We start from the raw sequence: 18,034 nt of genomic DNA on the forward strand, positions 1-18,034 counted from the left end.
GTGACCATTCCCGCTGCAACTTACCGAATTCAATTCCGTAATGGCATGACCTTCGATCGTGCCGCCGATCTGGTGCCTTATTTACTGCAACTCGGCATCAGCCACCTGTATGCGTCGCCGATATTTACCGCCACCCAGGGTTCAACCCACGGCTATGACATTACTGATGCCAATGAAATCGATCCGGATATCGGTGGCCGCGCCGGTTTTGACCGCATGGTCAGGGCGTTAAAAGATGCCGGACTGGGCCTGATCCTCGACATTGTGCCGAACCATATGGCCGCCTCACTGGAAAATCCCTGGTGGCGTGACGTTATTGAACACGGTGAAAACAGCCGCTATGCGCGCTATTTCGATATCGACTGGTCGCGGCGGCTGACCTTACCATTTCTCGGTGACACCTTTGACGTCGCGCTGGAAAAGGGCGACATCACGGTCAAAGCCGATCCTGAAACCGGACGTCCTGCGCTGGCCTATTTCGACAGCTTCTATCCGCTGACGCCGGAAAGCTGGCAAGGGAATGAGCAGGCGATCCTGCAACTCACCGACAAACCGGCCATTGCGGAACTGCATGACCGTCAGCCCTGGCGGCTGATGTCGTGGCGCGATGCGCCAGAAGAGCTTTCCTACCGTCGCTTCTTTGAAATTACCGGTCTGGCGGGCGTGCGGGTGGAAGATCGCGCCGTGTTTGATGATACCCACCGGCTGATCCTCGAACTGGTGCATGCCGGCGCGGTTGACGGACTCAGGGTGGATCATGTGGATGGCCTGGCCGATCCGAAAGGCTACCTTGAGCTGTTGCGGCAGCAGGTTGGCCCGGACTGCTACCTGACCGTTGAGAAAATTCTGGGTGAAGGTGAGGTTATTCCGGCGGACTGGCCGATTTCCGGCACCACCGGCTATGAATTTATCGCGGCGATATCTGATGCGCTGGTCGACGGCAAGCAGATCGGCACCTTGCGCAAAGTTTATGAGCGGGTGATCGGCCGACAGGTTGATATGGAGGCGGAACTGCGTGCCGCCAAAATGCTGATGGCGGACCGAAATTTCGCCGGTGAGTTTAGCACCTTGCTGACGCTGGCCACCGGGATTGCCAACAAAGAAAACGTCATGCTGGACGAGGAGACCGGACGGGAAGCGCTGCGTGAACTGCTGATCGCTTTCCCGGTGTACCGCACCTACGGCACCGAAGAGGGTCTGCCGGAAGAAGGCACTGAAATGCTGCACCAGGTGGCCGGTGAGGTTAAAACGGGCGAGAACGTACCGGATCGTGGCGCGGGGGATTTTCTCACCCGCATCCTCGCGGGCAAGGTGTCAGACGGTGCCACGGAAGAGGCGGATACCTTCCGTACCCGTTTCCAGCAGCTTACCGGACCGCTGATGGCGAAATCGGTAGAGGACACCTTGTTCTTCCGTCAGCATATGGAGCTGGCGCTGAATGAAGTCGGTGCCGAGCCCTTGCCGCGCACCTTCACGCCAGAGCGTTTTCATCAGGAGATGGCGCAGCGGCTGCAACTTCAGCCCGATGCGATTTCCAGCACCTCAACCCATGACACCAAACGCGGTGAGGATGCCCGCGCCCGACTGTATACGCTGACGGAAGCGCCGCACATCTGGCAGGCGTGCATCGTTCGCTGGCAGCAGATGAATCAGCATAAGGTCAGCAAGCTGGCGGATGGCCTGGCGCCGAAACCGGCGGTAGAGTGGATGCTGTATCAGGCGCTGGCTGGCGTCTGGCCGGCCACGCTTGAGCCGCAGGATCAAGCGGGCTTAAAAGCGCTGGAAGAACGCTTCCTCGCCTATGTGGAAAAAGCCCTGCGCGAAGCGAAGCAGCGCACCGACTGGGCCGACACCAACGAACCCTACGAACAGGCGGTATTCGACTATACCCGCCATCTGCTCGATCCGCAGAATCAGACCTTTCTGCAGGAATTCCACCGTTCGCTGCAACCCTTTGTGCGGGCGGGGCTGGTCAACAGCCTCACCCAGTCGGTGATTAAACTGGTCGCGCCCGGCGTACCGGATATCTATCAGGGAAGCGAAGCGCTGAATTTCAGCCTGGTCGATCCTGATAACCGCCGCGATCCTGATTTCCCGCTGCTGCAACACCAGCTGACGGCTGACAGCGTGTTGCCATCGTCCTGCGAAGAAGCCGACTGGCGGAGCGGCAAGCTGAAACAGCAGGTTATCGCCCGACTGCTGCACCTGCGGCTGGATAAGTCTGAGCTGTTCAGAAAAGGCGATTATCTGCCGCTGCAGGTCAGCGGAAAGCAGGCGGAAAACATTCTGGCCTTCGCCCGCAGCGACGGGGCTAACGCAATCATTGTGATCCTGCCGCGACTGGTGTTGGGTCTGGTGGGTGAAAGCCTGTCTGCCGGGCCGAAGCAATACTGGAATAACGCTGTGATTAACCTGCCGCCTGAGCTGGCTCAGCGTCGTTATCGCGATGTGCTGACCGGCGAAGAACACTTCCTCACCGGCCGCTTCAATTTAGAAAATATTGAATGCGTTACCCCTGTGATCCTTCAGGGTTGATTGAAAAAAACAATCTTAAAACCGCAGTCACATTAACGTTTGCAATGGAGAGTGGCATGTCTAACGGTAAACCTTACGGGATCACCGCGGGTAACAGCCTGCGTCTTGGCGCTAATTATGATGGCAAGGGGGTGAATTTCGCGCTGTTCTCCGCTCATGCCGAACGGGTCGAACTCTGTCTTTACGATCCGACCGGGGTATTTGAAATCACCCGGCTGGATCTGCCGGAATACACCGATGAAGTCTGGCACGGCTATGTGCCGGATCTGCAAGCTGGCGCGCTGTATGGCTATCGCGTGTATGGCCCTTACGATCCGGAAAACGGCCACCGCTTTAATCCCAACAAGCTGCTGCTGGATCCCTATGCCCGTGAGCTGTCTGGTGAAATCGAGTGGGACGAATCGCACTTCGCTTACAACCTGCATGACGATGATAAAGATTTGAGCTTTGACGATCGCGACAGCGCGCCGTTTACGCCCAAATGCCGGGTGATCGACCCCGATGAGTTCAACTGGCAGGATGAGAATCGCCCGGTGATCGGCTGGCCCGAAACGGTGATTTACGAAACCCATGTCAAGGGCTTCACGCAGCTCAACTCCGCCGTACCGGAAGCCATCCGTGGTACTTACGAAGGTATGGCGCACAAGGCCACCGTCGATTACATCAAAAACCTGGGCATTACCTCCGTTGAACTGTTGCCGGTTCACTGGTTCCCGGACGATCAGCATCTGCTGGAAAAAGGGCTGAAGAACTACTGGGGTTATAACACGCTGAATTTCTTCTCGCCCGCCAGCCGCTATTTCGGCCCGAATGGCATTCAGGGTTTCCGGGATATGGTGAAGGCTTACCACGATGCCGGTATCGAGGTGATCCTCGACGTGGTGTATAACCACACCGCCGAAGGCAATGAGCTGGGGCCGACGCTGTCATTTAAGGGCATCGACAACTACTCCTATTACCGCACCTTCCCCGAACAACACCGCTATTACATCAACGATACCGGTACGGGCAACACGGTAAACACCTCGCATCCGCGCGTGTTACAAATGATTATGGATTCGCTGCGCTACTGGGCGGAATCGATGCATATCGACGGTTTTCGCTTCGATTTAGGCACCATTCTTGGTCGCGAGCCGGAAGGTTTCGATCAGCGCAGCGGCTTCTTTGACGCAATAATGCAGGATCCGGTGCTGTCGAAACTGAAGCTGATTGGCGAGCCGTGGGACATTGGGCCTGGCGGCTATCAGGTGGGCGGATTCCCGCCGGGCTGGGCAGAGTGGAATGACAAATATCGCGATACGGTGCGCGAATACTGGAAAGGTGACAACGTCGCGTCTGAGTTTGCCGCACGCCTGTTAGGCTCCGGCGATTTATACGATTTGCGTGGTCGCCGGCCATGGGCAAGCGTCAACTTTATCACCGCCCATGATGGCTTCACGCTTAACGATCTGACGTCCTACAACGACAAGCACAACGAAGCCAACGGCGAGGACAACAACGACGGCCATAATGATAATCGATCGTACAATTATGGTGCCGAAGGCCCGACCACGGATGAAGGCATTAACGCGGTGCGCGATCGCCAGCGCCGCAATTTCCTCACCACCATTCTCTTCTCTCACGGCACGCCGATGTTGCTGGCCGGCGATGAGTTTGGCCGCAGTCAGCTGGGCAACAACAATGGCTACTGTCAGGACAGCGAAATTTCCTGGGTAGAGTGGGATAAAGTGCCGGATACCGGTGCGGCACTGCGCGAATTTACCCGCCAGGTGATCAAGCTGCGTGCAGAACAGCCGTTGCTTCGCCGCGAAAGCTGGCGCGATGGCATGGATATTAAGTGGTTCAATGCCGGCGGGGGTTTCCAGCAGCCGGATCAGTGGGACGAAGGCGTTACGCTCGGGGTGTATATTGGCCGCCCGGATCTGCATACCGAAGAGGGCATCTGGCATGACGTACTGATGCTGTTTAACCCGTATGAGGGCAACGTACCGTTCCAGATCCCGCAGTTTGGTGAAGGTGGCTGGGTGCTTGAAATGACCACCGCCACCTCGTTGACCGCAAAACCGGGGCTGGTGATTACCCGGGAAAAGGATTTCGAGCTGGAAGGGCGCAGCATTGCCTTATTCAGAAGGCCATAATGGACGACAAGGAATAATGCGTGTCAGATGTAACGAATATGTAATCAGATGAGAATATCTTCCTGAAAGTTCCGTTAGTTGTGGCGGAACCTTTCTTAACAATAATTTAGCAAGTTTAGCTAAAACGATTAACGAGAAAGGGAGTTAAGTAGACCTGACGGCGCAATTCGCCGGACGTGCGCAATAACCGACAGGGCGGAACATTCCCGTCGACCTGACAGCAATAATAATGCTGCCTTATCGGTTTTGAACTGGAATACTCAGGAGTCACAACATGAAAGATCTCGTTAACGATGTTTTATCCATCTTCTCACCACAAAGCGTTAAGCCTGTCCTGATCCGTGCAGGGTTAACCCATCGCGAGATTGCCTCCATGCATCCAGTTGGCGTAACACAGGTCAGTTGGGTGACCTCCATGGAAGAGCTTAACGATGCCTTTGTGAAAAAAGCGATGGAAGCGGGTGCCGCGGGTTATCACATTACCGATGTGGAATCTCACAAGCCGGGTAATGATGACCAACATGTGCTGGCCGCCAAAGCCACGCTGTATTATGTTGCTGAAAAAGCGGCTAATGGCTGATGTTTTTATCTGGCACCAACAGAATAAATAAACACCGCATCTCGTAACCGAATGCGGTGTTTTTTTTTGCCTTAGATAGCGCGTTAAATAGCGCGACTGTCATAGCTAAGATTGGCTTCTTCAATACTGTCGCCATGTTCCATCGCCCATTGACACAGCGCCTCAAAGGGTCCGCGTAATGAATGCCCCAGCGGCGTAATGGCATATTCCACGCCAATCGGCGTTGTCGGTAACACGGTGCGCGTCACCAGACCATTTTTTTCCAGCCGTTTCAACGCATCAGCCAGCGCTTTATGGGTGATATTCAGCCGTTTTTTAATTTCGTTAAAACGGGCAGGCTGCGGGCAAATTACGGTCAGGATCATGATCGTCCATTTATCGGCGATTTTATTCAGCACCGGACGAACCAACTCCATATCGGCGCGGCTTTTCTCAAACAGCCTGTCCAGCTCGGTATACTCAACCATATCTTGTATCCTTCAGGTGCGTTATTGATATCAGATATAAGAAGTATATCATCCATTCTCTACGCTAATGAGGAGAGAATGATGAGCAAAATGACGGATAAAGTTGCCCTGATCGTGGGGGGTGCCAAAGGCATCGGTCTTGCCATTGCTGAACGGCTGACTGCAGAAGGCGCGGTGGTGTTCCTGACCGGCAGACGTGAAGAGGAAGTGAACGCTGCGGTTACGCAGTTGGGCGCGAGCGTGACCGGTTTGGTAGCCGATGCCGGAATACAGAGTGATATTCAGCAGGCGATTGCCACCATTACGCAACGCAAGGGCAAGATTGACCTGCTGGTACTTAACGCCGGCATGAGTACGCCCGCATTGTTAACGGAAGAAACGGCCGGGCACGTAAATCAACTGTTCAGCGTCAATGTGCAAAGTCACGTCACGGCATTTCAGGCCGCGCTGAGTTCGCTCAATGACAAGGCCTCGGTGGTGTTGATTGGCTCTGTCGCCAGCGGACTGGGCGTGGCGGGTTATGGCACCTACAGCGCCACCAAAGCCGCGCTGCGTTCATATGCCCGCACCTGGAGTCTGGAACTGGCACCGCGCGGCATTCGTGTCAATGTGGTGGCGCCGGGCCCAACCGATACCGATATGATGGCTGCCGTGCCGGAAGCCGTTCGCCAGACGCTGATCGCGCCGATCCCATTAGGGCGCATGGCGCATCCGCAGGAAGTGGCTGCTGCGGCGTCCTTCCTGTTAAGTGAGGATGCGAGCTTTATTACCGGCGTGGAACTGCTGGTGGATGGCGGCATGGCGAATAACCTGACCTGATTCCCTCTGGCCGCGATGGGCAAACCATCGCGGCTAATTACGCTGGATAATGAGTGAGAAATATTCTGTCCGCGCAAGCTAAGAAAGGCGATTTTTAGCGGGTGATAATCCGCGTTCCCGGAATAGTTAAGGCGAAATCAGGCCCGAAGACTTTTGCGGGCGTTTGAAAACCCGGTTGATGGTCACCATTCAGCACGCGGGATACAGCCGCTATGGCGGCGAGGGGGGTATAAGAGTACCCATTCACCGTTTCAATCACCGCATCGTGAATCTCTCCGTTGGCTGCGGTGATTTCTACCAACGCGCGCGCAATACTTTTTTCTCGTTCTTCAGGCGTCGGGCCATCAGGCAGCTGGGATAAATCACCTGAAGGAAACGCGTCGCCGCTCACGTGCACATACATTTCAATATTGGGGATGTGGGTTGAATGCCAGGCAGTCACAAGGTCACCAAAAGAGAGCGGGAAGCACTCCACTTTGCCTTCGCCAAAATCAAACCACTCGGTTGCGCTGTTCGCTTTGGTCGTCAATACCCCGTTTACCCGGGCAAGCAAACCTGCACTGATAATTTCTCCAGCACTTATCGCCGATCCCCGTGACATCGATCCGGCTACCTGCAACGCAATTCTTAGCCTTACCGGTGTATTAACCTGTTGTGCCAGCATGACCGACAGACTATCAGTCGGCACCACATCCCAGCCCACGCCAGCCATCAACATACTTCCCGACGACAACGCCGACTCATTCAACGATTCGGCCAGACGGTAGACGTTAATCTCAGCAGTGATATCAAGATAATGGATCCCCAGCTGAATACAGGCATTCATCAGTGGCTCAGCCGTCTGGGCAAACGGGCCAGCACAGTTGAGGACCACGCTCACGCCCTGCAATTCCTGCGCAAGCCTGTCCGCGTCATTTAACGTGAAGACTGATGCCTGAAGTTTCAGCTCGCTCGCCAACTCGTGCAGCTTAACCGGGTTCCTTCCGGCGAGAATGACATTTAGTCCGGCTGAGGTTGCCTGTTCGGCAATCATGCGCCCGGTGTAACCCGTCGCGCCGTAGATCAGTAATGTTTTCATGTTTGATAGCCGCCGGCGACTTCAATCGACTGCGCATTGACCCAGCGATTGTCATCACTAATCAGACCGGCGATGGCCAGTGCAACATCTTCCGGTTCTCCAACGCGGTCCAGCGCCGTTTGCGAAGAGAGCAGGGCTTCAAACGCCTCATTTAGCCCGCCGCCCAGTTGGGTGCGGATCGCCCCGGGAGAGATGGCATTCGCACGAATGTTGCGCGGGCCAAATTCTTTCGCCATATAGCGGGTGAGCACCTCAAGTGCACCTTTGAATGCGGCGTAAGGGGCGACACCTGCCGTTGCTACCCGGGTGGTGGCGCTGGTGATATTGACAATCTGGCTGCCTTTCGCCAGCAACGGCAATAAGGCCTGCGTCAGGAAAAATGGCCCTTTCAGATGGACATTAAACAGGCTGTCGAACTGCTCTGCGGTAACCGTTTCAATCGGATTGAACAGGCCAAAGCCGGCATTGTTGATCAGCACATCAAAATCGGCGCGTTTCCACTCCAGCAGCAACGCCTCAAGGCGGGTTTTGAATGCCGGGAAGCTGTCCGTTGCCGAGACATCCAGCGGAATGGCGATGGCATTACCACCCGCCGCAGTGATCTGGCTGACAACCTGTTCGGCGCCCTCGGGGTTGCGATGGTAAGTCAGGATCACCCCCATACCGCGCGCCGCACATTCAAGGGCCGTACTGGCGCCGATACCACTGCTTCCACCGGTGATGAGAATAACTTTCATGATATTTCCTCTGGATGACGTTCAAGACATTCAGAGTAGGGAAAACGGCCGGATGCGGATTCCGTGTTCCTGCTCGATTCTTGCCTTTTTCTGCTTTATGCTGCCTTACGTTGTTTCGCGGAAGGATGAAAAGGTGTTTAACCTGCAGCTTGATGAATTGCGCGACCTGGCGGCCCATGCCAGAAACTGGCGAACTGAAACGGGCATCCCCAGGGTGGCAATGGTGCAGGGCAATGTGCCGGCTGAGGCGCTCGCCGCCGTGTATGAACCGATGATTAACCTGATCCTGCGCGGCAGTAAGTCGATGACCGTGGGAGACAGAGTCTTCAATTACGATCCCGCCTCGTACTTTGTCATGTCGGTGGATTTGCCTGCTGTCGGCTCGGTGCATCCCACAGAGCGTGGTGAGCCGTATTTAGCCGTCAGCCTGACCATCGACCCACAGCGTGTTGCGGCGATGATCGAGGATCTGCCACCGTCAGCGATGCAGGATCGACCGGACGGTGGGGCATTTTCAGTTGCCTCGGTAACGCCTGAACTGCTGGATGCCTGGGTCAGGATGCTGCGCCTGATGAAAACCCCTGAGGATATTGCGGCGCTGGCACCGGGATACGAACGAGAGATCCTCTACCATGTGTTAAAAGGCCCACACGGCTGGATGCTGAGGGATATTGCCTCGCCGGGGACGATGCTGGCGAGGATTGGTAATGCGATTCAGTGGTTGCGGCAAAATTTTGCCGAAGAGTTTATTGTCGGGGCGCTGGCAGAGCGGGAGGCAATGAGCGTTTCCGCGTTTCATCGCCACTTCAAAGCCGTCACCGCGATGAGTCCTGTCCAGTATCAAAAACGGGTGCGGCTTCTGCATGCCCGCCGCATGCTGCTCGGCAGGCAACAGAGCGTCACCTTTGTGGCTCAGGAAGTCGGCTATAAAAGCGTGCCGCAGTTTAACCGCGATTATGCCCGCGTCTTCGGTCTCCCGCCGCTGAAGGACGTCACGCAGCTGCGCAAGGCGATCAACGTGCGCGACGGCTCAGTAACCGACGCCCCGGACGCCACCGGCGGCTCTTAATGATTCGCCCGTGACCCAGTGTGCATCATCTGAGGCCAGGAATACCGCAACGGGGCCAATATCCTCTGGTTCGCCAAAACGGCCCAGAGGTGTTCCGGCCAGCAGCTTTTCACCCAGCTCACCGGCAAAATTCCCGTCCGTACCTGGGGTGTTGGTATGCCCCGGCAGGATCGAATTTACCCTAATCCCTTTTGCCCCCAACTCTCTGGCAAGGGCAAACGTGAGCGTATCGACCGCGCCTTTGGTGGCGGAGTAAACGCTGGAAGCCAGATACGGGTCGGTACTCAGAATCGAACTGATGTTGATAATGCTGCCAGACGGACTGAATTGCTTGAGCGCCTCACGCGTGGCCAACAGGTAACCCAACACATTGAGGTTAAACTGCTTATGAAAGGCCTCTTCGGTCAGATCTTCAATCATTTCAAACACCGCCACGCCGGCATTATTGACCAGAATATCCACGGTGCCGAATTCCTGCCTGATCGTATCAAACATCCGCGTAATATCCGCAGACTGACTCATATCCGCTTGTATGGCCGATGCTTTACCACCTTCGTCACGGATGTGCGACACCACCTTTTCCGCATCGCGTTGACTTGATGCATAGTTGACGATGACCGTAGCGCCTGCCGCAGCAAGTGCTTTAGCAATACCGGCACCGATCCCTTTAGACGCGCCGGTTACGACGGCTGTTTTGCCTGATAATTTCATTTGATGACCTTTAGATGAGTGAGAGGTTGTCGGCAAACAGTATCGGGTCTGAAGGGCAATAAGCGCGTGCCCAATCTTCCCGGATAATTGCCTGTTCTTCTCAACGCCCTTGTTCGGCGGAAATATCAGGCCTATGCTCGACGGGATGAATACCGTGATGAATGAACTGCGCAGCTATGTGTTGCCTGCGGATAATAAGTGGACAGCAACGGAGCTTCCTCGCGTCTCGATGGTCAACGCGGAAGCCTGTGCCAATCAGATCTACCAGCCTATGTTGCATTTTGTCCTGCAGGGAGAGAAAACACTGTCCATTGGTGGGCAGATGTATCGCTACACTGCGGGGACGTATTTCGTGGTGCCTGTCGATATGCCGGCCACCGGGGAAATTTTCGCTGACGGTCCAGACAAGCCTTTTCAGGCGGTCAGCTTAACGTTAGATGCGCACATCATCGCTTCGCTGTTGGCCGCAAACAGTGACATTGCTGTCAGATCTGCGAACGATAGCTATGCTCCGGTAGCCACTTCACCGGAACTGCTTGATGCCTGGTTGCGAATGATGAGATTGCTGGCGCGGCCAGGTGACGCGATCGTGCTGGCACCGATGATTGAGCGTGAAATTTTGTTCAGAGTGTTACAAGGGCCGTCTGGTGATGTGCTGCGTAATATTGCCTGCCCGGATGGCCATTTGTCGCAGATTCGCCGTTCGATTAACTGGATACGCGATCACTATGCGGAACCCCTGCGCGCAGAGGCGTTAGCTGGCATCGCGAACATGAGCGTCGCGGCCTATTATCGCCATTTCAAAGCCATCACCCATATGACCCCGATCCAGTACCAGAAGCAATTACGCCTGATCCGCGCACGGTGGCTGCTGATATTTGAACCCAGCGATGTGGCGATCGTTGCCTTTTCGGTGGGTTATGAAAGTGCTTCACAATTCAGTCGTGAATATGCCCGCCTTTTTGGGCGACCTCCGGCACGCGATGCAGCGCGTTTCAGGTCTTTACCCACTCTTCCGATCGCCCACCAGGCCGTCCCATAAGCGCATAACCTGCCTGATTGACCGTTCAATATCGTCAAAGGGCACACCATCGCGTGCCAGCGTGGAAACCCCGGTGAGGAAACTGTTAAAGGTGAGGCCCAGGGTTTTCGCGGACGTCCCGGCGGGTAGCTCGCCGCTTAACAGGCCGCGATTGACGCAGTGAATAAAGCCGTCGCAGGTCTTTTTTCTCGATTGCTCCAGCGGGCTGAGCAGGTATTTATGCTCATCGGTACTCACCGACATCAGGCCCAGCGTGACCATGCAGCCTTTGGGATGATCGTCTGCGCACTGCATGCGTGCCGAACGTAGCAGGGTGGATTCAATGGCGTCGCGCGGCGGCAGCTCGTCCTGCCACAAGGCTTCGGTCACGCGCCCGTGTGTCTGCAAATAGCAGGCAACCGCTTCCTGGAACAACTTCTCTTTTGAGCCAAACGCCGCATAAAAGCTCGGCGCGGTAATGCCGTTACCGATCGCACTTTTCAACTGACTCAGCGAGGTCGAGTCAAAGCCGCGATCCCAGAACAGGTGCATTGCCTGTCGCACCGCTTCATCGCGATCAAACTGCCGTGGTCTGCCCGTTCTCATTCGGTTTCTCCTTTCAACTAAGTTATATACTAATCGATACATAAATATTTGACAATGCTGCGCGCGCGGGATATCTATACCAAACGATACATAATTGACTGGATACCTAAGAGAGGGCAGTTTGGCTGATATTTCTCCGGTCGCGAAGGCGACCCAACAAGACCGACTACCGGTGATGGCGCTGCTGGCACTGGCGATGACCGGCTTTATCTGCATCGTCACGGAAACCATCCCAGCCGGTCTGCTGCCGCAAATCAGCGCCGGACTGACGATTTCACTGTCGCTTGCCGACCAGATGGTGACGGCGTACGCCGCCGGATCGCTGATTGCCGCCATCCCGTTGACCATCGCCACCCGAACCTGGCGGCGTCGCAGCGTTTTGCTGACCACAATTGTCGGGTTTTTGCTGTTCAACACCCTGACCGCGCTGTCGACCAACGTGGTGCTGACGCTGGCCGCGCGTTTCCTGGCGGGCGCATCCGCCGGATTAGCCTGGAGCCTGCTGGCAGGCTACGCCCGCAGAATGGTGCCGGTTTCATTGCAGGGAAAGGCGATGGCGCTGGCGATGGTCGGCACGCCGATTGCCCTGTCGCTGGGTGTGCCGTTGGGCACCTGGCTGGGAAATTTGCTGGGATGGCGGTTGACGTTTGCCGTGATGTCGGGCTTATCGGTGCTGCTGGTGGGCTGGGTTGTGCTGGCCGTGCCTGATTTTGCCGGGCAAAGCGGGCAGCAAAAAATGGCGCTGAAGAAAGTCTTTACCACGCCTGGCGTCCGCCCGGTGCTCGGCGTGGTGTTCACGTGGATGCTGGCCCACAACATTCTTTACACCTATATCGCCCCGTTTGTGGCACCGGCCGGGCTGGAAAATAAGGTCAGCCTGATTTTGCTGATTTTTGGTCTGGCGGCGCTGGTGGGCATCGTTATCACCGGGCGGATTGTCGATCGTCATCTTCGTCTGGCCGTCTTAATTTCGCTGGCGGTGTTCGCGCTTACCTCACTGATTTTCGCCGTCGCGTCAACGTCGCCTGCGGTCATCTATGCTGGCGTGGCGGTGTGGGGCCTCAGCTTTGGCGGGGCTGCCACCTTGCTGCAAACCGCGCTGGCCGATGCTGCCGGTGAAGGGGCCGACATTGCGCTGTCGATGAATGTGGTGGTGTGGAACAGCGCCATCGCCGCCGGTGGCCTCAGCGGAGGCATGTTATTACAACAGGCCGGCGTCACCGCGTTTCCCTGGGTAATGCTTATACTTTTGCTGCTGAGCTTTGCCATCGCGTCCCGCGCCAGCAAACACGGTTTCAGTAAAGCAGGCAGACCCGTTTGTTCAATCGCCAGCTCGTGACAGTGGGCTGGTCAATTCTGATTTTTTATCAATAGATGACGAGGAATGACCATGACTGATTACACCGATAAACCCGATACAGGCAGAAAGGTTTTGATCCTGGGCGGCAGCCGCGGCATTGGCGAGGCGATCGTCCGTCGCTTTGCTGAGCAGGGCGATGACGTGGTGTTCACGTACGCCAGCTCTCAGCAGAAAGCTGAAGTCATCGCGCAGGAGACACACAGCCAGATGATCAAGCTGGACGTGTCGAACCGTGCCGAGCTGGTTGAAGCCATCGCGCAGGCAGGCGAACTGGATGTGCTGGTATTTAATGCCGGGGTGCTGGCCGCAGGCGATCCGCTGGAGATCGATGCCGACGAAATTGAACGGCTGTTTGTGATCAACATCCATGCCCCTTACTTCGCCGCCGTGGAAGCCGCCCGCAAAATGAAGGACGGCGGGCGTATCATCATCATCGGTTCGGTCAATGCCGACCGCGTTCCGGTTGAAGGCCTTACCGCCTATGGTGCCAGTAAATCTGCCGTTCAGGGCATGGCCCGTGGGCTGGCCAGAGATTTTGGCCCGCGCGGTATCACCGTCAACGTGGTGCAACCCGGTCCGACCGACACCGATATGAACCCGTCTGACGGACCAATGAATGAAATGATGCACAGCTTTATGGCGATTAAACGCCATGCGCACGCCAGCGAAGTCGCGTCGATGGTGTTATGGATTGCCAGCAGTGAAGCGGGCATGGTAACCGGCACGGCCCTGACCATTGATGGCGGATTTGGCGCCTGAGTTTAATCGTCAGCCGTCACCGAGTTTCGCGCAATCAACCCGGTGACCCAGTCGGCAAACACCCTGACTTTGGTGCTGAGTTGGCGGCTGGGCGCATAGCTGAAATAGATGTCCACCGGCGGTGCCCGCCAGTCCTCAAGGACGGGCACCAGCTTGCCTGCCTTGATTGACGGGTGAATCATAAAATCCAGCGTATGAATTAAGCCAATACCGGCCAGCGCAGTGGCCAGGTGGGCATTACTCTCATTGACCATCACCTTGCAGGCCGGGGTGATCTCCAGCGATTGCCCCTGTTTGCAAAATTTCATCGGTAACAAAATGCCGGTTTGTGACGAAAAATAGCCGGCCACCGGGAAATCCCCGTCGAGAATTTGCTGCGGATGCCTGGGGACGCCATACCGCTGCAGATACGCTGTGCTGGCGCAGGTGGTCCAGCCGAACGCACCGATTTTACGCGAGATCAATGCGCCATCAGCGGCACTGATGCGAATGGCGCCATCAATGTTCTCGCCAATCACATCGGCCGTGCGGTCGGACACGCCAACCTGCAGCTCAATATCCGGATAACGGGCACAAAAGTCTGGCAGCGCCGGGATCAACAGCAGGCTGGCGACGGCTCCACCGGTTTCGATACGTAACCGTCCCTTGGGCGTTGCCTGCGATCGACCCAGCGTGGCATCAATATCCTCAAGCTCGCTGAGCAGATGTTTGGTCCGTTCATAATATGCCGTGCCGTCGCGGGTGACGCTGACCCGGCGGGTGCTGCGTTCAAGCAGTTTTACCCCGAGATGCTTTTCCAGCGCCTGAATCGATTTGCTCAGGGTGGCATTGGGCATTTGCAGCGATTGCGCGGCTTTCGAGAACCCACCGGTTTCGACAACCCGCGCAAAGGCCCGTATGGCTTGAAGTTGATCCATGGCAGAATGCTCCCGGCTGATTATCTCTGTGGGGGAATAAAGATTTCGAATTTACGCTATTTATTCCTGAATCCGCCAGTTCTATATTCATTCCCGTACTGACAACCCAATCACTCGCGGAGAATGTCCATGAAAATTACCGACCTCAGCAATATCCACAGCAGCAAACATCAGGGAAAAATTGCGCTTGTTACCGGCGGCAGCTCGGGTATCGGTCTGGCGACCGCCATGCGTCTGGCCCGCGAGGGTGCCACGGTTGTCATCACCGGCCGTCGTCAGACTGAACTGGACAGCGCGATTGCGCAGATAGGGACTGGCGCCACCGCGATTCAGGGCGATATCTCTGTCGCCGCAGATGTGGAGCGCATTGTTGCCAGTCTCCGCGAGGCACACGGTCGTCTGGATTTGCTGTTTGCAAACGCAGGCGGTGGCGAGTTTGCGCCGCTGGAGTCCATCAGCGAGGCGCAGTTCGACAAGTACTTCAACATTAACGTTAAGGGCTCGCTATTCACCATTCAGAAAACGCTGCCGCTGATGGGCGAGGGAAGCGCCATCGTGGTCACCGGTTCAATCGCCGCTAATCAGGGGATGCCCGCTTTCGGCGTGTATGCCGCGACCAAAGCCGCACTGCGCTCTTTTGTGCGCACTGCTGCCTCCGATCTTAAAGGCCGTCATATCCGCATTAACGCCATCGCTCCTGGCGTGGTGATCACCCCGGCCTATAAATCCGAATTAGGCATGAGCGATGAGGACATCGAGGGATATCTGCAGCAGGTGGCCGAGAAAACCCCGCTGGGCCGGGCTGCCAGCGCCGATGAGATGGCAAAAGCGATGTCGTTTCTGGCCTCGGACGATGCCAGCTATATCACCGGCATTGAACTGGTTGTCGATGGCGGCATGACCCAGATTTGAAGTTAGTGGGCTTTGCTTCACCCCATTTGAGCGCAGCCCCCAATAAGACAAGCCATTGCCCGTAGAGCCGGGCAGTTTTCTCTGCAAATCCTCCCCAGCCAATCAACTCACTTCGTGAACTCCCTCTCAGATCTGATCCTTTTCAATTGATACCGCTTGTTTATTAAATTGCGGGGTGTATATATTACACAACTTCACAAATAAACGTGAATATGGAAAGTACATTACAACCTCATTAAGGGCCTTCCTATGTCAGAACTGAAATTCGCTACACGTCTCAACTCTTTTTCATCGGGAGCGCATTTATACTGGCCCGATCTCCAGGGCAAACCTTCAGTTCTGCAGATGATTGCCCGTGCCGGCACGGCGAAAGGCTTAACCCATCTCGATCTTAACTATCCTCAGCATATCACCAGCGATATCAGCACCATGCGTCAGGCCATTGCTGATGCCGGGCTGGCGGTTAACGGCATGCAAATGCGTTGGGATGCGCCGCAATTTAAGATCGGTGCCTTCACCAATCCGGATGCAAAAATTCGTCGTGAAGCCATTGAACTGACCAAGCGCGGCATCGATGCCGGGCGTGAATTCGGCTCGACGCTGATGACCTTATGGATGGGGCAGGATGGCTTTGATTACTGTTTCCAGGCGGACTATAAGAAGATTTGGGAAGACGCCGTCAGCGCCGTTCGTGAAGTTGCGGACTATGCGCCGGATGTCGATGTCAGCATTGAGTACAAACCGAATGAGCCGCGCGCCTACAGCATTTTCCCCAACGTCACCTCCTGCCTGCTGGCGGTGGAAGAAGCGGGAAGCCCAAACCTCGGCATTACGCTGGACTTCGCCCACGTGTTATTCGCCAACGAAATCCCGGCGTATGCTGCGGCGATGGTTGCTCGTCGCTCGCGCCTGTTAGGGTTGGATCTCAATGATGGCTGGGGGAAACGTGACGATGGCCTGATGGCCGGTTCGGTAAACCCACGGGCGACGCTGGAGTTCCTCTGGCAGATGCAGCGCGATGGCTATAAGGGCGCTTACTATTTCGATACCTTCCCGGATGCCAGTGGCCTGGATCCGGTCCGTGAAGCAGAAACCAATGTGCTTACCGTGAAGCGTCTGCTGAAGTTATGCGACAAGCTTCACGACAATCCGGCGCTGCTGGACGCCATCAGCCGCCAGGATGCGGTCAGCTCACAACAGATTGTAAACGACATTATGCTGGCTAAAGAGTAGTCCCCGTATCTTACCCTGCGACAATAATAAAAAAGGCTCAGAAGATGAAAAAATTCCTGCTCTCTGTACTCGCATCCTCACTGCTTTGTTCCACCGTCTATGCGGCCGAACTTGCCCCGCTGAAGTCCGACACCGAACCCGATCGTACCGACTGGACCCAGCTCGACAGCAAATACGGCGCAATACCGAAGGTTGAAGGCAATCTGATGATTGGCGGCGTCTCGAAAACGCTGACCAATGAATACTGGCGCTCGCTGGGTCAGGGTTATCAGAACGGTGCGAAGAAATACGGCTTTACCGTGGCCTATCAGGCGGCGGCCAACGAAGACGATCAGATGGGTCAGCTGTCGATTGCGGAAACCATGATCTCACAGGGATTTAAGGGCCTGCTGGTTTCGCCGCAGACCGATATCAACCTGGAACCGGCGCTGGAAAGTGCCAACAGTAAAAAGATCCCGGTGGTTAACGTTAACGATGCGGTGATGCCCAATGCCCAGTATTACGTCGGTAACGTGCAGAAAGACAACGGTGTGCGGGTAGCAAAATGGTTTATTCAGCACCATCCGCAGGGCGGTAACGTCGCCATTATAGAAGGTCAGCCGGGGGTGTATGCGGCAGGCCAGCGCACCAGCGGCTTCAAAGAAACCTTACAGGCTAACGGTAAATTTACCATCGTGGCCAGCGTGCCGGCTAACTGGAGCCGTGAAACGGCCTACAACGCGGCATCGACCATCTTACAGCAGCATCCTGATTTGATTGGCTTTTACGCCAACAACGACACCATGGCGCTGGGAGTGGTTGAAGCGGTGCGTTCACTGGATAAAGCCAAACAAACCGCCGTCTTCGGCACCGATGGTATTTCAGATGCTTACGCCTCGATTAAACGCGGCGAGCTGACCGGCACGGTTGACAGCTTCCCGGTGCTGACCGGCGAAGTGGCGATGGATGTGATGGTGCGCCTGATTGGTGGACAGAAACTGTCCCGGGTGATTTCAACGCCACAGGCGCTGATCACCAAAGAAAATGCCGACGCGTTCTCCACCAAAGATAACGTGAAATTACGTCAGCTGTTAGCGCAGCAATAAGTCAGGC

General features: G+C 55.8%; 17 protein-coding genes. 11 read left to right on the forward strand and 6 right to left on the reverse strand.

Annotated features, from left to right (window positions below; genetic code table 11):
* The 3 genes from treY to E2F51_RS17900 all read left to right on the forward strand — a co-directional run bounded on the left by treY (window position 1) and on the right by E2F51_RS17900 (window position 5,253).
* The gene (treY, locus tag E2F51_RS17890; RefSeq protein WP_134824908.1) at window positions 1-2,535 is read left to right on the forward strand and encodes a malto-oligosyltrehalose synthase; all 2,535 of its coding nucleotides are present in this window, start codon (window positions 1-3) and stop codon (window positions 2,533-2,535) included.
* A 56-nt stretch (window positions 2,536-2,591) separates the two neighbouring features.
* Window positions 2,592-4,673: a glycogen debranching protein GlgX gene (gene glgX, locus E2F51_RS17895; RefSeq protein WP_134824125.1), complete on the forward strand. Its 2,082-nt coding sequence runs from the start codon at window positions 2,592-2,594 to the stop codon at window positions 4,671-4,673.
* Window positions 4,674-4,947: 274 nt separating this feature from the next.
* On the forward strand, window positions 4,948-5,253 hold the full coding sequence (locus E2F51_RS17900) for a DUF1471 domain-containing protein (protein ID WP_013202164.1): 306 nt from the start codon (window positions 4,948-4,950) through the stop codon (window positions 5,251-5,253).
* 83 nt (window positions 5,254-5,336) lie between these two features.
* Here the strand turns inward: E2F51_RS17900 and E2F51_RS17905 are convergent, their stop codons facing one another.
* A complete protein-coding gene (locus E2F51_RS17905) occupies window positions 5,337-5,720 on the reverse strand; it encodes a helix-turn-helix domain-containing protein (protein ID WP_105758987.1) in 384 nt (127 codons plus the stop codon).
* Between the two features lie 78 nt (window positions 5,721-5,798).
* Here E2F51_RS17905 and E2F51_RS17910 point away from each other — a divergent pair, with 78 nt between their 5' ends.
* Window positions 5,799-6,539, forward strand: a complete 741-nt coding sequence (locus E2F51_RS17910) for an SDR family NAD(P)-dependent oxidoreductase (RefSeq protein ID WP_371732138.1) — start codon at window positions 5,799-5,801, stop codon at window positions 6,537-6,539.
* A gap of 94 nt (window positions 6,540-6,633) precedes the next feature.
* Here the strand turns inward: E2F51_RS17910 and E2F51_RS17915 are convergent, their stop codons facing one another.
* Both E2F51_RS17915 and E2F51_RS17920 read right to left on the reverse strand, forming a co-directional pair.
* Window positions 6,634-7,617, reverse strand: a complete 984-nt coding sequence (locus E2F51_RS17915) for a trans-acting enoyl reductase family protein (RefSeq protein ID WP_134824127.1) — start codon at window positions 7,615-7,617, stop codon at window positions 6,634-6,636.
* Complete coding sequence (locus E2F51_RS17920) at window positions 7,614-8,354, reverse strand: SDR family NAD(P)-dependent oxidoreductase (protein ID WP_134824128.1); 741 nt, start codon at window positions 8,352-8,354, stop codon at window positions 7,614-7,616. Before E2F51_RS17920 ends, E2F51_RS17915 begins: the two co-directional genes overlap by 4 nt.
* A gap of 97 nt (window positions 8,355-8,451) precedes the next feature.
* On the opposite strand from E2F51_RS17920, the gene E2F51_RS17925 reads away from it, so the two are divergent.
* The gene (locus E2F51_RS17925; RefSeq protein ID WP_134824909.1) at window positions 8,452-9,423 is read left to right on the forward strand and encodes an AraC family transcriptional regulator; all 972 of its coding nucleotides are present in this window, start codon (window positions 8,452-8,454) and stop codon (window positions 9,421-9,423) included.
* Here E2F51_RS17925 and E2F51_RS17930 read toward each other — a convergent pair.
* Window positions 9,385-10,134 carry a glucose 1-dehydrogenase gene (locus E2F51_RS17930; protein WP_134824129.1) on the reverse strand — a complete coding sequence of 250 codons (750 nt, stop codon included), beginning with the start codon at window positions 10,132-10,134 and terminating at the stop codon, window positions 9,385-9,387. The genes E2F51_RS17925 and E2F51_RS17930 overlap by 39 nt on opposite strands.
* Before the next feature lie 133 nt (window positions 10,135-10,267).
* Between E2F51_RS17930 and E2F51_RS17935 the strand changes: the two genes are divergently transcribed.
* Entirely contained in the window at window positions 10,268-11,176 is a 909-nt protein-coding gene (locus E2F51_RS17935) for an AraC family transcriptional regulator (RefSeq protein WP_245174129.1), read from the forward strand.
* Here the strand turns inward: E2F51_RS17935 and E2F51_RS17940 are convergent.
* Window positions 11,138-11,761 carry a TetR/AcrR family transcriptional regulator gene (locus E2F51_RS17940; RefSeq protein ID WP_209215451.1) on the reverse strand — a complete coding sequence of 208 codons (624 nt, stop codon included), beginning with the start codon at window positions 11,759-11,761 and terminating at the stop codon, window positions 11,138-11,140. The genes E2F51_RS17935 and E2F51_RS17940 overlap by 39 nt on opposite strands.
* 175 nt (window positions 11,762-11,936) lie before the next feature.
* On the opposite strand from E2F51_RS17940, the gene E2F51_RS17945 reads away from it, so the two are divergent.
* Together E2F51_RS17945 and bdcA are read left to right on the forward strand one after the other, a co-directional pair.
* Window positions 11,937-13,100, forward strand: a complete 1,164-nt coding sequence (locus E2F51_RS17945; protein ID WP_134824911.1) for an MFS transporter — start codon at window positions 11,937-11,939, stop codon at window positions 13,098-13,100.
* Window positions 13,101-13,151: 51 nt separating this feature from the next.
* Window positions 13,152-13,880 (forward strand): SDR family oxidoreductase, encoded by a 729-nt coding sequence (gene bdcA, locus E2F51_RS17950; protein ID WP_134824131.1) that lies wholly within the window; start codon window positions 13,152-13,154, stop codon window positions 13,878-13,880.
* A gap of 2 nt (window positions 13,881-13,882) precedes the next feature.
* On the opposite strand, the gene E2F51_RS17955 is transcribed toward bdcA, so the two are convergent.
* Window positions 13,883-14,797: a LysR family transcriptional regulator gene (locus E2F51_RS17955; RefSeq protein ID WP_134824132.1), complete on the reverse strand. Its 915-nt coding sequence runs from the start codon at window positions 14,795-14,797 to the stop codon at window positions 13,883-13,885.
* Window positions 14,798-14,926: 129 nt separating this feature from the next.
* Here E2F51_RS17955 and E2F51_RS17960 point away from each other — a divergent pair, with 129 nt between their 5' ends.
* The 3 genes from E2F51_RS17960 (at window position 14,927) to E2F51_RS17970 (ending at window position 18,027) form a co-directional block, all read left to right on the forward strand.
* The gene (locus E2F51_RS17960; protein ID WP_134824133.1) at window positions 14,927-15,709 is read left to right on the forward strand and encodes a glucose 1-dehydrogenase; all 783 of its coding nucleotides are present in this window, start codon (window positions 14,927-14,929) and stop codon (window positions 15,707-15,709) included.
* 249 nt (window positions 15,710-15,958) lie between these two features.
* The gene (locus E2F51_RS17965; protein WP_053143097.1) at window positions 15,959-16,942 is read left to right on the forward strand and encodes a TIM barrel protein; all 984 of its coding nucleotides are present in this window, start codon (window positions 15,959-15,961) and stop codon (window positions 16,940-16,942) included.
* A gap of 44 nt (window positions 16,943-16,986) precedes the next feature.
* Window positions 16,987-18,027 (forward strand): substrate-binding domain-containing protein, encoded by a 1,041-nt coding sequence (locus tag E2F51_RS17970; RefSeq protein WP_013202180.1) that lies wholly within the window; start codon window positions 16,987-16,989, stop codon window positions 18,025-18,027.
* The last annotated feature ends 7 nt before the right edge of the window (window positions 18,028-18,034 follow it).

It is taken from the genome of Erwinia sp. QL-Z3 (assembly GCF_004551645.1).
GTDB lineage: Bacteria > Pseudomonadota > Gammaproteobacteria > Enterobacterales > Enterobacteriaceae > Erwinia > Erwinia billingiae.

Bases quoted from the DNA above. Each gene is read 5' to 3' on its own strand.
- glgX (WP_134824125.1), top strand. From the start codon at position 2,592: ATGTCTAACGGTAAACCTTACGGGATCACCGCGGGTAACAGCCTGCGT.
- E2F51_RS17900 (WP_013202164.1), top strand. From the start codon at position 4,948: ATGAAAGATCTCGTTAACGATGTTTTATCCATCTTCTCACCACAAAGC.
- E2F51_RS17905 (WP_105758987.1), bottom strand. From the start codon at position 5,720: ATGGTTGAGTATACCGAGCTGGACAGGCTGTTTGAGAAAAGCCGCGCC.
- E2F51_RS17910 (WP_371732138.1), top strand. From the start codon at position 5,799: ATGATGAGCAAAATGACGGATAAAGTTGCCCTGATCGTGGGGGGTGCC.
- E2F51_RS17915 (WP_134824127.1), bottom strand. From the start codon at position 7,617: ATGAAAACATTACTGATCTACGGCGCGACGGGTTACACCGGGCGCATG.
- E2F51_RS17920 (WP_134824128.1), bottom strand. From the start codon at position 8,354: ATGAAAGTTATTCTCATCACCGGTGGAAGCAGTGGTATCGGCGCCAGT.
- E2F51_RS17925 (WP_134824909.1), top strand. From the start codon at position 8,452: ATGCTGCCTTACGTTGTTTCGCGGAAGGATGAAAAGGTGTTTAACCTG.
- E2F51_RS17930 (WP_134824129.1), bottom strand. From the start codon at position 10,134: ATGAAATTATCAGGCAAAACAGCCGTCGTAACCGGCGCGTCTAAAGGG.
- E2F51_RS17935 (WP_245174129.1), top strand. From the start codon at position 10,268: ATGCTCGACGGGATGAATACCGTGATGAATGAACTGCGCAGCTATGTG.
- E2F51_RS17940 (WP_209215451.1), bottom strand. From the start codon at position 11,761: ATGAGAACGGGCAGACCACGGCAGTTTGATCGCGATGAAGCGGTGCGA.
- E2F51_RS17945 (WP_134824911.1), top strand. From the start codon at position 11,937: ATGGCGCTGCTGGCACTGGCGATGACCGGCTTTATCTGCATCGTCACG.
- bdcA (WP_134824131.1), top strand. From the start codon at position 13,152: ATGACTGATTACACCGATAAACCCGATACAGGCAGAAAGGTTTTGATC.
- E2F51_RS17955 (WP_134824132.1), bottom strand. From the start codon at position 14,797: ATGGATCAACTTCAAGCCATACGGGCCTTTGCGCGGGTTGTCGAAACC.
- E2F51_RS17960 (WP_134824133.1), top strand. From the start codon at position 14,927: ATGAAAATTACCGACCTCAGCAATATCCACAGCAGCAAACATCAGGGA.
- E2F51_RS17965 (WP_053143097.1), top strand. From the start codon at position 15,959: ATGTCAGAACTGAAATTCGCTACACGTCTCAACTCTTTTTCATCGGGA.
- E2F51_RS17970 (WP_013202180.1), top strand. From the start codon at position 16,987: ATGAAAAAATTCCTGCTCTCTGTACTCGCATCCTCACTGCTTTGTTCC.